Source organism: Chryseomicrobium palamuruense (genome assembly GCF_042649045.1).
Lineage (GTDB): Bacteria > Bacillota > Bacilli > Bacillales_A > Planococcaceae > Chryseomicrobium > Chryseomicrobium palamuruense.
Genome location: NZ_JBHSEF010000010.1, coordinates 23,305 through 35,719 on the forward strand (window position 1 = coordinate 23,305; position 12,415 = coordinate 35,719).

At 46.3% G+C, this 12,415-nt stretch carries 14 protein-coding genes; 12 read left to right on the top strand and 2 right to left on the bottom strand.

Annotated elements, in window-relative coordinates; all coding sequences use genetic code 11:
• The first annotated feature begins 90 nt into the window (after nucleotides 1-90).
• The 12 genes from ACFO0S_RS04015 to ACFO0S_RS04070 all read left to right on the top strand — a co-directional run bounded on the left by ACFO0S_RS04015 (nucleotide 91) and on the right by ACFO0S_RS04070 (nucleotide 10,445).
• Complete coding sequence (locus ACFO0S_RS04015; RefSeq protein ID WP_378140466.1) at nucleotides 91-840, top strand: energy-coupling factor transporter transmembrane component T; 750 nt, start codon at nucleotides 91-93, stop codon at nucleotides 838-840.
• A complete protein-coding gene (locus ACFO0S_RS04020; protein ID WP_378140468.1) occupies nucleotides 837-1,700 on the top strand; it encodes an energy-coupling factor ABC transporter ATP-binding protein in 864 nt (287 codons plus the stop codon). Before ACFO0S_RS04015 ends, ACFO0S_RS04020 begins: the two co-directional genes overlap by 4 nt.
• Nucleotides 1,693-2,505: an energy-coupling factor ABC transporter ATP-binding protein gene (locus ACFO0S_RS04025; protein ID WP_378140470.1), complete on the top strand. Its 813-nt coding sequence runs from the start codon at nucleotides 1,693-1,695 to the stop codon at nucleotides 2,503-2,505. The genes ACFO0S_RS04020 and ACFO0S_RS04025 overlap by 8 nt, the downstream gene beginning before the upstream one ends.
• Entirely contained in the window at nucleotides 2,502-3,401 is a 900-nt protein-coding gene (gene rbsK, locus ACFO0S_RS04030; RefSeq protein WP_378140472.1) for a ribokinase, read from the top strand. Before ACFO0S_RS04025 ends, rbsK begins: the two co-directional genes overlap by 4 nt.
• Nucleotides 3,402-4,295, top strand: a complete 894-nt coding sequence (locus tag ACFO0S_RS04035; protein WP_378140475.1) for a DMT family transporter — start codon at nucleotides 3,402-3,404, stop codon at nucleotides 4,293-4,295. It abuts the gene before it with no gap.
• A 386-nt stretch (nucleotides 4,296-4,681) separates the two neighbouring features.
• Nucleotides 4,682-5,572 (top strand): pyridoxal 5'-phosphate synthase lyase subunit PdxS, encoded by an 891-nt coding sequence (gene pdxS, locus ACFO0S_RS04040; protein WP_378140477.1) that lies wholly within the window; start codon nucleotides 4,682-4,684, stop codon nucleotides 5,570-5,572.
• Nucleotides 5,573-5,576: 4 nt separating this feature from the next.
• Entirely contained in the window at nucleotides 5,577-6,158 is a 582-nt protein-coding gene (gene pdxT / locus ACFO0S_RS04045; RefSeq protein WP_378140614.1) for a pyridoxal 5'-phosphate synthase glutaminase subunit PdxT, read from the top strand.
• Between the two features lie 298 nt (nucleotides 6,159-6,456).
• Nucleotides 6,457-6,831, top strand: coding sequence for a hypothetical protein (locus tag ACFO0S_RS04050; protein WP_378140479.1), 375 nt, complete (start codon nucleotides 6,457-6,459; stop codon nucleotides 6,829-6,831).
• 111 nt (nucleotides 6,832-6,942) lie between these two features.
• Nucleotides 6,943-9,180 carry a TOTE conflict system archaeo-eukaryotic primase domain-containing protein gene (locus tag ACFO0S_RS04055; protein WP_378140480.1) on the top strand — a complete coding sequence of 746 codons (2,238 nt, stop codon included), beginning with the start codon at nucleotides 6,943-6,945 and terminating at the stop codon, nucleotides 9,178-9,180.
• A gap of 196 nt (nucleotides 9,181-9,376) precedes the next feature.
• A complete protein-coding gene (locus ACFO0S_RS04060; protein ID WP_378140481.1) occupies nucleotides 9,377-9,712 on the top strand; it encodes a hypothetical protein in 336 nt (111 codons plus the stop codon).
• Nucleotides 9,713-10,045: 333 nt separating this feature from the next.
• Nucleotides 10,046-10,396 (top strand): hypothetical protein, encoded by a 351-nt coding sequence (locus ACFO0S_RS04065; protein WP_378140483.1) that lies wholly within the window; start codon nucleotides 10,046-10,048, stop codon nucleotides 10,394-10,396.
• Entirely contained in the window at nucleotides 10,383-10,445 is a 63-nt protein-coding gene (locus tag ACFO0S_RS04070) for an SEC-C metal-binding domain-containing protein (RefSeq protein WP_378140615.1), read from the top strand. Before ACFO0S_RS04065 ends, ACFO0S_RS04070 begins: the two co-directional genes overlap by 14 nt.
• A gap of 113 nt (nucleotides 10,446-10,558) precedes the next feature.
• On the opposite strand, the gene ACFO0S_RS04075 is transcribed toward ACFO0S_RS04070, so the two are convergent.
• Nucleotides 10,559-11,059: a hypothetical protein gene (locus ACFO0S_RS04075; RefSeq protein WP_378140485.1), complete on the bottom strand. Its 501-nt coding sequence runs from the start codon at nucleotides 11,057-11,059 to the stop codon at nucleotides 10,559-10,561.
• A gap of 49 nt (nucleotides 11,060-11,108) precedes the next feature.
• The gene (locus ACFO0S_RS04080; RefSeq protein ID WP_378140487.1) at nucleotides 11,109-12,347 is read right to left on the bottom strand and encodes an AAA family ATPase; all 1,239 of its coding nucleotides are present in this window, start codon (nucleotides 12,345-12,347) and stop codon (nucleotides 11,109-11,111) included.
• Nucleotides 12,348-12,415: the final 68 nt, after the last annotated feature.

Here is a 12,415-nt window from a genome sequence, read left to right on the forward strand (position 1 = left end):
TCTAAGAATCTGTGTTGCACCTCCGGGACTGCAAACAGGTTCTTCTGCTTTTAAAATCGACCGGTTTCGTCCGGTCAAGGAGGGGAAGTCATGAAACCAAATGTTATCTTGTCGCTTCATCCCATGACAAAACTATTGTTTGTGTTCTTCGTTGGGGTGTCGGTCTTTGTCATTCCGCACTATGCGTTTGCCTATGCGTGGTTCCCAATGCTCACCTTGCTTGCTTGGCTTGCTGGACCGCCTGCGTTGAAGGAATTTCTCCGTTTGACTGTAAAGGCACTGATTGTTTTACTGGCTATCGTATTTTTGATGCAACTGTTTTTCTATCCTGGAGAGACGGTTCTTGGCGAATGGTGGATCTTCCAATGGACGCAAGAAGGCCTGCTATATGGTCTCCAGCTGACGTCTAAGATTTTGGCAATCGGAGCCGCGTTCTTACTGTTCTTCCGAGTCACGGAAATTAAAGATTTTGTGAAAGCCTTGGAAGACCGCGGTATGCCACCCATGGGTGCTTATGTCGTGCTATCCACGCTGACCATTATCCCAGAGATGAAGCGTCAAATGACAACGATTATGGAAGCACAGAAGACACGAGGTGTCGAAACGGAAGGGTCACTTCTCATTCGCATCCGCGCCTTCATTCCGATCTTGACGCCACTCATTTTGTCCTCCATTGCCAGTACAGAAGAACGGGCCATCACATTAGAGTCACGCGCGTTTTCAGCCCCGGTGAAGAAAACAAGTTTGCATTCTCTATCCGCGGGTCCTGCTGACCGTATCGTGCCAGTAGTGCTCGGTTTGTTACTAGTTGCACTGATTGTTTGGAGGGTTGTCTCATGAGTGGAATCATTGAACTGAAAAATGTCTCGTATCGGTATCCGGTTGGGGACGAGAAGGTGCTCAAAGACATTCACTTGTCGATTGAAAAAGGTAGCTTTACAGCCATTGTAGGCAACAACGGTTCAGGAAAAACGACGCTATGTAACACGCTTCGTGGGTTCATCCCTCACTTCTACAAAGGTGAGCTAGATGGGGAGGTCATGATTGACGGCAAATCGATGCTCGATTATCAACTCGGGCAACTGGGTGAGAAAATCGGGTACGTCTTTCAAAATCCGTTCATTCAAATTTCCGGTGTCAAAGAAACGGTCTTTGATGAAGTGGCATATGGGCTTGAAAATCTAGGTGTGGCTGTAGAAGATATTCGCACGCGTGTGGAAGAAGTCTTGACTCTCGTTAAGATTACGCATTTACGTGGCAAAAATCCAAATGAACTGTCAGGTGGGCAGCGGCAGCGAGTTGCTTTGGCGGCAATCATCGTGATGGATCCCGAGCTGTTGGTCATCGATGAACCGACTTCTCAGCTCGACCCAATCGGCACCGAGCATGTCTTTGATATCATCAGACTGATGAAAGAACGCGGGAAGACCATTCTTCTTGTGGAACATAAAATGGACTTGATTGCAGAATATGCGGACCGAGTGATCGTGTTGCACGAAGGAGAGGTTGTTCTAAACGGTCCGGTGCGCGAAGTGTTTGGTAACCCGGATTACGCTAAGTATGGTATTCAATACCCTCATGTGACGGAAGTCGCACTGCAGCTTCAAAAAGAAGGGGTACCCTTGAACTTTGTGCCGATTCGCAACGAGGAACTGGCCGACAGCATTGCACGGAAGAAAGAAGGTGTGCCACATGGCTGAGCTTCGACTAGAGAACGTTCACTTTTCTTACCCGGACGGCACAAAAGCCGTAGACGGGTTGACACTCAAAGTGGCTGCGGGGGAACGGGTGGCGATTGTCGGACAGAACGGGGCTGGCAAGACGACAGCTGTGAAGATGATGAATGGCTTACTGAAACCCTCAGCAGGCGACGTGTATGTCGGGGAGTTGAATACGAAAGACTACACGACCGCTCAGATTTCTCGCCAAGTGGGCTATGTGTTTCAAAATCCAGACGATCAGATCTTCCACAATGATGTGGAATCCGAAGTTCGGTTTGGACCGAAGAACATGGGATTTGATGAGGCGCGCATTGATGACATCACAGAGTGGGCCATGAAGCTATGTGGGATCTATGAAGACCGAGAAGAAAATCCGTACAACTTGCCGTATTCCACACGAAAGTTTGTGACGATCGCCTCGGTGCTTGCCATGGATTCAGATGTCATCATTCTGGATGAACCGACGGCAGGACAAGATCAAGTCGGATTGACGCTGTTAGCTGACATGCTCAAAGATTTAGAGAGACGTGGCAAGACAGTCCTCACGATTACGCATGACATGGAATTTGTCACGACACATTTTGAGCGCATCGTAGTCATGGCGAACCGCCAGTTGATTGCCGACGAATCCGCAGGAACAGTCTTTTATAATGCGGACGTCTTGAACGAGAGCATGTTAAAACCTCCAGCAGTCGCCCAAATGGCGTCACTCTTAGGACTTGAAAAAGGATTGCTTACCAAACCGCAACTCCTTTCCGCTATCCTCAAGAATCAACATCTATGAAAGGGGACACATACGTGAACATTACTGTAGTAGGTAGCATCAATATCGACCTGGTCTATCGCGTTCCCCACATCGTGAAAAAAGGAGAGACGCTCCACAGCACATCTTCTTCGACGCATTTTGGCGGTAAAGGGGCGAATCAAGCGGTGACCAGCAGCCAACTAGGGGCCACTGTTCAGTTTATTGGCAATGTCGGAGAAGATGCATTTGGTGATCAAGCGGTCGAAAACCTTGCTAAGAAAGGTGTGACCACGGATCATATTGGGCGTACCGGGGCCACCGGGCAAGCCATCATTCAACTGTCTCAAACAGGCGACAACGCCATCGTCCTTTTCCAAGGGGCAAACTTTCATGTGACGCCTGAACAAATAGAGAAGCAAAGTGAAGCACTTACGTCTACGGATGCACTTCTGTTGCAGTTAGAAATTCCGGTGAACGCGGTAGAGAGGGCTGCGGAAATTGCGGCACAAGCAGGCAAGGTAGTCGTCCTCAACCCAGCACCCGCCCGTGAACTTTCAAGTGCGCTGTTGCAATATGTGACGATTTTGACCCCGAACGAGACGGAGCTCCATCAACTGACTGGTATCGAGCCAGTGGATGATGCAGAACTGCGTCGTGCCTGTGACCTCCTGCGGCAGCATGGAGTCCAGACGGTCGTGGTTACACTGGGAGCGAGAGGCGCGTATTATGTTTCCGACGAAGGCGCTGGATGGGTGGATGCTATCAAGGCGGAGGTCGTTGATACGACCGGAGCGGGAGATGCCTTCAACGGTGCGCTTGCCGTTGCCATCAGTCGAGGGGAAACTTTGCGCGATGCGATTCAATTTGCCAATCGAGTCGCCAGTTTCGTGGTCACGCAATTGGGTGCACAACCTGAGCTGAAAGTGGCGTTCTAAATGAAATCGATTCTGCTGTTACTGATCCTCAGTCTTCTCTGGGGATCTTCGTTCTTATGGATCAAAGGATTACTCGATGTGCTGTCCCCTGCATCGATTGTTTTTATTCGCTGTGCATTCGGGCTTCTTGTCCTACTGCCTCTGATCTGGAAGATGCGCTTAAAGTTTACGTGGTGGCCAGGCTGGAAGTTTATCGGAATCGTTTCTCTTGGCGCTGCCCTCCCGTGGACTGTTTTATCCATCGCCCTCCAAAGAATCGATACCACAATTAGTGGAATTTTGAATGCGACCACTCCGCTCTTCGCGGTAGTCTTTTCAATCGTGTTATTTCAGACGCGGCCGCTTCGGTCCCAGCTGTTGAGTCTGAGTTTAGGTTTCTTCGCAGTGACGGTACTCCTCTTGACATCGAGTGGAGTCGGTGGTCAGTTTTCATGGCTCCATGCCCTTCTCATGCTCTTTGTGACCGCGTGCTACGCACTGAATTCGATTGGTGTCGGCCGGTATTTCAAGGACGTTCCTGCGTCGTTTCTTGGCTTTTGGACGATGTTGGTCTCGATGGTGTTGAACGGAGTCATTAGTTTAATTTTGCAACCCCGTGCCTTACTTGAACTCGCTCATCCGAACGTCTTAGGTGCGTTTCTTGTCCTCGGATGTCTCTCTTCAGGAGTGGGATACATGATCTTCTATTGGATTACGTCAAACGGCGGCGTGCTTGTTGCGTTGATGGTGACGTTCATCGCGCCATTCGTAACGATTCTTCTTGGTGTCGGCTTACTCGGCGAACCTCTTCACTGGGGCATCGGAGCGGGACTTGGCCTCATGATCTTCAGTTTGATAGCGATGAACTGGGAGACGTTGAAGGCGCGTCGACTGGCTCGTCGAAACATCGTTTGAGAACGAGAGGGAATACAAGTGAAATTTATGTGGTGATCCCCTGCTGTGGCAGGGGATTTTTTGCATGGCACGATTTTTAAAATCAAGAGTGTGGAAGATTTTCTAGAAAGAGCTGCCCCTATTTAAGCCTTTAAATGAGACGATTATGGGGATGAGTTTCGGGCGCTGTCGACGATCCAACTTCAGCTTTCAACCGACCCAACTTGGCTATCCACCGACCCAACGTCCTTAAATCCACCAAATCCAATCACCTTATCTAAAATCCTCCATCTCCATTTCCGCATTAGCAACCAATCTGACCTTATAAATAATTTAGAAACTGACTATTTTAAAGGTGCCAGAATCGTTTTATACTCTTCGTATACTAGTAATGGAGGGTGAATCGAATGAGCGAACAACTAAGAGGAACAGATCGAGTCAAACGAGGAATGGCGGAAATGCAAAAAGGTGGCGTCATCATGGACGTCGTCAACGCGGAACAGGCCCGAATCGCGGAAGCGGCAGGAGCTGTGGCTGTCATGGCACTTGAACGCGTGCCATCTGACATCCGGGCGGCGGGTGGCGTTGCTCGCATGGCTGACCCACGGATCACCGAAGAAGTGATGCAAGCCGTGACGATTCCGGTCATGGCAAAAGCACGCATTGGTCATATTTCGGAAGCGCGTATGCTAGAGGCGATGGGTGTCGATTACATCGATGAATCGGAAGTACTGACACCTGCAGATGAAGAGTTCCATTTAATCAAAAGTGATTTCACTGTGCCGTTTGTGTGCGGGAATAAAGATTTAGGGGAAGCGGCGCGTCGTATCGGAGAAGGGGCCTCCATGCTTCGCACAAAAGGGGAACCAGGTACAGGAAATATCGTAGAAGCGGTTCGCCACTTGCGAAAGCTAAATGCACAAGTCCGCAAAATCATTCATATGAATGACGATGAATTGATGACGGAAGCGAAAAATTTAGGCGCGCCGTACCATGTGTTGCTTGAAATCAAACATTTAGGACGCTTACCTGTCGTCAACTTCGCAGCGGGCGGCGTTGCAACACCCGCAGATGCGGCACTCATGATGGAACTTGGTGCCGATGGTGTCTTCGTAGGATCCGGGATTTTCAAATCGGATAACCCAGAACGCTTCGCACGCGCAATTGTAGAAGCCACCACACATTACCAAGATTACAAACTTCTTGTGGACATCTCAAAAGACTTAGGGATTCCAATGAAGGGCATTGAAATCGGACGATTAGAAGCAAGTGACCGCATGCAGGATAGGGTGTTATAACATGTTGAAAATTGGCGTATTGGCTCTGCAAGGCGCGGTTCGTGAACATGTCACTTCTATAGAGAAAAGTGGGGCCCAGGCGGTTCCAGTGAAGCGGATTGAAGACCTCGAGGGATTAGATGCGCTCGTCTTACCAGGTGGGGAAAGTACCACGATGCGAAAACTGTTGGATCGCTACGAATTACTCGAGCCGATCCGGAAACTTGCGGAAGAAGACGTTCCGATGTTCGGTACGTGTGCCGGCTTAATCTTGCTGGCGCGCACTATCAGCGGACAAGACAGCCACTTGAATGTCATGGATGTGACGGTGGAACGAAATTCATTTGGTCGCCAAGTCGACAGTTTCGAAGCAAATCTTGCTGTTCGAGGCCTAGACGAACCATTTCGCGCCGTGTTCATCCGAGCCCCTCATATTGTGAAAGTAGGAGCATCCGTCGACGTATTAGCAGAACACAACGGACGTATTGTACTTGCCCGCGATGGCAACTTTCTCGGGTGCTCCTTTCACCCAGAATTAACAGACGATAATCGGCTGATGGAGTATTTTATCGGTCTCGTAGAAAAAAGCAATGTGCAATCAGTTTAGTAAACAGACCTATTTTGTCAAACCGACTCTTGCCGATTAGTGGCAGGAGTTTTTGATTCTGCCAGGCATTTCGCCGGCCACACCTCTAAAATTTCTCCCATACATCCCGTCCGCTACACTTTCGGTAATAGGAAAAACATTATATAAGTGCAATCATATTAGTTGGTGTATGACTATAGCCATTCAATAGTTCCACCTTTGTCATCTTTTTGACCCACTGCGGACAAGTTTTTATACCACTCCTGCCATCCAGAGATCCACCCAAATGATTGATTACTACACGTTCGAGGTGATGTGGATGGATGAAGTCATTGCCCATGTAGACTTAAAGCCTCAAGATGGTAACTCTCCATATGTCCTCAATTACATCGAAGGATTCAACAAACAGTTCTCCCCGAAGAACGAAGGCTTTATCACACAAAAAGAGATTGGAAAATGGCTCTCCTGGCGCACCTTTCCGGAAACGCGTGCCAATCGCGACGAATTACTCAAAAGTCTCGGACTCAATTCGTACAACCGCTGGGCTATCGTTCGGAAAACGCATGGCGTCATGGCAGACGACGAGATCTGGCTCCGCTTTAAAGGAGAGAGCTTGACCCATCGTGATGTGTGCCTTCGTAAGTACTTGTACTATCCGGAGGAAAACAATCAATTTCATAGCGAAACTCCCTAGTCCCTTGCAAAGTGCAGGGGAATTTTTTGTGCAAAGATATCAATAAAATAAGCTTCACGCCTCCATTCCTGTATACTAAACCCAACAACTCCAACCCAGCGAGGTGACACAATGTCTCTTGAACACGACTTTCACGCAGCACTCGCAGAAATCAAAAGATTGAATAGCAAACTCGATTATTATCACAAAATCCTTTTAGAAAACGATTTGCTTCCGGCTGAGGAAACCGCTGTTCAGAAAGCTTCTCGTAAAACTGACAAGCAACTTGTTATTGAGAGGCGTCTTCGCATCTACCAGTCTCTATTCAGAGGGCGGGCTGATGTCTATGCGCGCAGATGGACCTCCGGTGAGAAGAGGGGCTATGCACCAGCGACGAATCCAGATGGTTCCTACAAGCTGCTAACACAGGATGCCCTTTACCGGCACCTCTCCGGTCAAGATACGCTTGGCATCTATCCACTCTTGCCGGACGGTGGGTGCTACTTCCTCGCACTCGACTTTGACAAAAAGAACTGGAAGGAAGATATTTCCGCCTTCCGAACAGCACTAAAACAAGCAAATATACACGCAGCCATGGAAATCTCGCAGTCCGGAGAAGGCTGTCACGTCTGGCTGTTTTTCTCAGAAAGCGTCCCTGCTCGACTTGCTCGCCTATTGGGTGAACGATTACTAAAAGAAGCGGCATCTATTCGTGGTGTCCATAAGCTTCCATCATTCGACCGGATGTTTCCAGCACAGGATCAACTAACAGAGAAGGGACTAGGCAACTTGATTGCGCTGCCACTCCAAGGAGAGAGACGGAAAGTGGGGTGCACCGTATTTGTGGATGCTAATTTCCAGGTGATCGCAGATCCATGGGGCTATCTAGAGTCCATTAAGCGTTATTCACGAGAAGAGGTAGAAGGGTTTTTAAATCATGCAGAAAAAGTGAAAGAGCATGAGGGTGATTATGGCAGTCCGGAAGTGGTCTTGCGAGAAGGTCTGCTTGTGCCGAAATCCGCACTCACTCCTACTACTCTTGAAAACTTAAAAAGCTTATGTACGATGAGCAACCCGGAGTACTTCAGAGCGAAACATCTGCGCCTTTCAACAGACCGCATCCCATCGCACATCAAAGGATACCAAGAGACGCCAACGACTTTAGTGCTTCCTAGAGGGAAAGCGGACGAGATTCGCGAGCTGCTTCCGAAGACGATACCTTTCGTCGACCAGCGAGAGTACGGCGAACCGATCGATGCTGATTTTCTAGCAAACCTCTTCCCGCAGCAACAACAAGCCGTCGATCACCTGAAAGAAACTAACTGCGGCGTGCTCTCTGCGACCACCGGTTTCGGCAAGACGGTCGTTGCATCCGCCCTCATTGCGGAGCGAAAAGTGAACACGCTGATCCTTGTCCACAGGAACCAGCTAATCGACCAGTGGAGAGCGTCTCTTGCCTCGTTCCTATCCATTGATCCGAAACACATCGGCCAGATTAGCGGTGGGAAGAACAAGCCGACCGGGATCATCGACATCGCGACCATCCAGAGCATCCGGAACAAGGCGCTCATGCATTCCTACGGCCATGTAATCGTCGATGAATGTCACCACATCTCAGCGTTCACGTTCGAAGACATTTTGAGAAGATTCCGTAGCGCCTACGTCCACGGACTTACCGCGACACCGGTTCGTAAAGATGGTCTGCATCCTCTCATGTTCATGCAGTGTGGTCCCATCGTCTTCAAAGTCGATGCCAAAGACCAATCCGAGATCCGCCAGTTCCACCATCTCTTGCACCCGCGACTGACGGAATTTAAGACGAGCGAAGGGGCGGTGGACGTGACGGACCAACTGATGCACAACGAGAAACGTAATGAGCTGATTTTCAACGATATCCTGAATGCACTCGAACACAAGCGCAACCCGCTAGTCTTGACTGAACGCGTCGAGCACTTACATCTGCTCGTGGAAAAGCTGAAGCCGTTTACTAAGAACCTGATTATTTTGACAGGAGCACTGACGAAGAAGCAGCTGAATGAACAGTTCCAAAAACTCGCGACCATCCCAGCACACGAAGAACGCATCATCCTCGCCACCGGAAAATACGCAGGAGAGGGTTTCGACAATCCACGACTCGATACCCTTTTCCTCACCATGCCCATCACCTTTAACGGCACGGTCGCCCAATACGTCGGCCGCCTCCACCGGGCCTACGAAGGAAAAGAATCCGTCGAAGTCTACGACTACGTCGACCATAAAGATGAAGCGCTCCTTGAGAAATACAACAAGCGCTTGAAGGCCTACCAGTCGCTCGGCTATCTCACGGTGGAGGAAGCGAAGAAGGAGAAGAAGCAATTGAGGTTTTTTTAGATGAGAGAGGTGTTGCTGAGTAAGATGCTGTTGATTGCTATCAAAAGTGTCATGTCAACTCTACTCATCCTCCAAAATCCTCCCTAAACTAACAAGAGCATAAGAAAAGCAGGAGGAGCCACAATGAGCAAACCTATCAGTTGGGAGCAATTAGAACGCGAAGCGGAGTGCCAAGAAAAACGTTGGCGGGCAAGTAGTGGAAAAAGACAGTTCGTATGAGCAGAACTTGAAATGCTACATGAAGAAAAAGCTTGTCGAAGTGGCAAGCTATTTCAGATTGGCAGGCGTCAGTCACATGACGAAGCCCGAACTTATTGACCATAGTGCCGCTCATCAAGAAATAACCAGACACTATTTTCTGCTTCACTTGACGGAGGCACAGTTGGCCCTGTTTTGGGAAGCCAAAGAGCAAGGTTTTATTCCACTTAACAGTCCAGTGGGTCAAAAATCCGGCTGGTGGGGGCGAACAACATTTCTCGTGCCTGGGACGCTAGACGGACAGTATGGACACTTCCTACCGAATGACGTTTAGAAAGTACTAACTCCAATTGTTTAAAAACGAGTATAAGTTGCGTGCAAAACAGAACGACTTTATTCTTACGTTCACATGAGGGCTACTAAACACATTTGGCGTGCTACGATTTTCCGATTTGTATGCCAAGATCCGCGCACTTAGAGTGGTGGAGGGACCAAATCAACTACATCATGTCCGCGACGTCCTATGGATACAACAAGATTACTACGAAGAGTTGCTCCTTCAGGGGAACTTAGTTGTGTCACCCGGAGTCGAACACCCCTATGCCTTATTTGACAAATCAGTGAACGAGTCGATCTAGAGCCGGTCAACGTATCTCCCAAAGATGTCATGAACCGAGCGTATGAGTCCTATATACTTGACGAGCCAGCTTACAAACATTTGGCTAAACATCTCGAGAAGGTGACGGATTTAGCAGAGTACGAAGTCGACATCTTACTGTATGACTTTGTGATGGGATTGAACGACCAACACCCCTTTGCTGAAGTCGTCAATGATTTGCTGAGGCAAGTGAAGCACCAATCCGAGGAAGTTGTGCAACACACCCTTCAACTAATAGAAATTGCATGGAGCACTACGCCTCACTGGGCACTAAAGGGACACACACCAAGTGATTTGATGGTAGATGAAAAGAAGCAGTTGATGCCCGTTCCGCCCAAGATGAGAAGTGGGAAGAAATGAAACCTGTCCTTGTGGGAGCGGGAAGAAATATAAGAAGTGTTGTATGTGAGTTCAGTAAATTTACAAAGTATCAATCGGAAAATTTTAATAAAAATGCGTACCTAGTCATGGGTACGCATTTTTATTGCTATATGGATTCGACAGTCTTTCCTTCCATACTATTTATTTTAGAAGGGAGTATATGGTGAGTTCATTTTTATTAGCTCTAATCTGATGATAAAATTGCAAAGTTTGAACAAGGGTTTGAGGATTAGAAAAATAGCTAGTGATAAATCCTTTGATTTTAATTTTAACTTTTCTCGGGATGAATTTTGGAATGTATTGTTTACAATATTCATTCGGTTTCAAATGTGTTTTCTTGAATTGGCTATAATGCCCCTCAGCAATGATTAATAGAATTTCAATTTCAGGGCGAGTATAACATCCTATTATATCCCCCTCAATTTTTTCATCATATGGATGCTGGATGTGATATCTTTCTTTCGGAGAATCTAATACACGAATGACTTCAACTTTTTGTCCAGTCTCAAATTCCTGGGACAGGTACCGAGTTTCTAACAAGCGTGCATCACGCATATTTTTACTGAATACCTCTCCATCAAGTAAATCCTCCCTAGAAAATTTCAATAGATCATGATCTAACAAGATTTCGATAATCTCCATTTCGGCATTTCCTTCACATATACAGGCCACGAGATTTCCGGTTGTGTGATTATACATGGTCATTCCTCTTTGATGAATTCATCTCAGTTACTCTAGTTTTATCTTGTAAAGACTGATTTATGGACTTCTTTAGATTCATGTAATCATTATACTTTGGAGCTGTACCTAGCAAACCACTTAAATAAACAGCACTTTTTTTCTTATCCGAGCGACTAAGATGATTGGATAGAGGGAATACTTGTATCTTCCCATTCTTCTTTCTAGTGAAATAGATACTATCATTTCGTTCCATATCGTCTAAAATCTCACTGTAGTGAGTTGAAAAAATAAGAGTTGCATGATGTCTATTCATTTTAGATTTGAAAAGATTAATCAGTGTGATAACAATTGTTTTATTTAAATGATTCTCGATTTCATCAATGATGATATAACCGCCTGAATGAAGAACATGCTCAATCTGCATTAACAAATTTATTCCTTTGATCGTACCAGACGACAGATACTTCCAAAGATCCATTACAGAAATGTCTTGGGGGTCTTGGCCAGAAAACTTCACACGCAAAATTAAGTTAGAATATTTACTGACATCATTTGAATTGATAAACTCTAATGATTCTATTGATGAATCTAAGTACTGAATGAAACCTACTGGTATTTCACTTCGGTTAGTAAGTATATTCACATTTGTGTAATCTGTCATATCAAAAACGTAACGTTCATTATCAGACATACGCGCTTCATATAAAATTTTCATAAAGATACTCGTATCTTGTCGAAGATACCCCATTGCTGCTTTTTCTTCAGATTTTCTAGTCAATGAAGGGGGAGTTTCATCAAAGTCTAGCAACTTTTTCTTTGCTATATTTTCTTTAAACGGTTTTATTTTCAACCATTCATCTACAAAATAAAAGTGTCCTAAGTCATTTTTGGCTATTCTTGAAGTGAGCTCATAAAGCTTCATTTGCCAATAATAGTAGGTGGTAATCGAACACTCATCTTCAAATTGACTAAGTATTTCTTCGTTCTTAACGTGTTCTAAAGAATTATTTTCAATAAAAGTATCCAGAATAAATGAAAATATTTTCAATGTAGTCGTTTTTCCGGAAGCATTGATTCCTGAAAACGCCAAAACATTTTGTTTATAAAAACTTCCACTTAAATGTTCAACAACGTGTGTATCAACATCCTCACTGGGCACTCTAGAAGTCGTCATTAAATTTATCTCCAATGTCTTATCTTCATACAATGAAAGACCTTCCATTCGCATTTTCAGTAATTTAATATTCACTGTCCATCACCTCATTCATAAGTATAGCATTGACGTTATAATATATACGAATTTCACGTACGAAATAT

Excerpts from the sequence above, each read along its gene's own strand:
- ACFO0S_RS04055 (WP_378140480.1), top strand. The coding sequence starts at position 6,943 with ATGTCTCTTGAACACGACTTTCACGCAGCACTCGCAGAAATCAAAAGA.
- ACFO0S_RS04015 (WP_378140466.1), top strand. The coding sequence starts at position 91 with ATGAAACCAAATGTTATCTTGTCGCTTCATCCCATGACAAAACTATTG.
- ACFO0S_RS04035 (WP_378140475.1), top strand. The coding sequence starts at position 3,402 with ATGAAATCGATTCTGCTGTTACTGATCCTCAGTCTTCTCTGGGGATCT.
- ACFO0S_RS04050 (WP_378140479.1), top strand. The coding sequence starts at position 6,457 with ATGGATGAAGTCATTGCCCATGTAGACTTAAAGCCTCAAGATGGTAAC.
- rbsK (WP_378140472.1), top strand. The coding sequence starts at position 2,502 with ATGAAAGGGGACACATACGTGAACATTACTGTAGTAGGTAGCATCAAT.
- ACFO0S_RS04065 (WP_378140483.1), top strand. The coding sequence starts at position 10,046 with ATGAACCGAGCGTATGAGTCCTATATACTTGACGAGCCAGCTTACAAA.
- ACFO0S_RS04025 (WP_378140470.1), top strand. The coding sequence starts at position 1,693 with ATGGCTGAGCTTCGACTAGAGAACGTTCACTTTTCTTACCCGGACGGC.
- pdxS (WP_378140477.1), top strand. The coding sequence starts at position 4,682 with ATGAGCGAACAACTAAGAGGAACAGATCGAGTCAAACGAGGAATGGCG.
- ACFO0S_RS04075 (WP_378140485.1), bottom strand. The coding sequence starts at position 11,059 with ATGGAGATTATCGAAATCTTGTTAGATCATGATCTATTGAAATTTTCT.
- ACFO0S_RS04020 (WP_378140468.1), top strand. The coding sequence starts at position 837 with ATGAGTGGAATCATTGAACTGAAAAATGTCTCGTATCGGTATCCGGTT.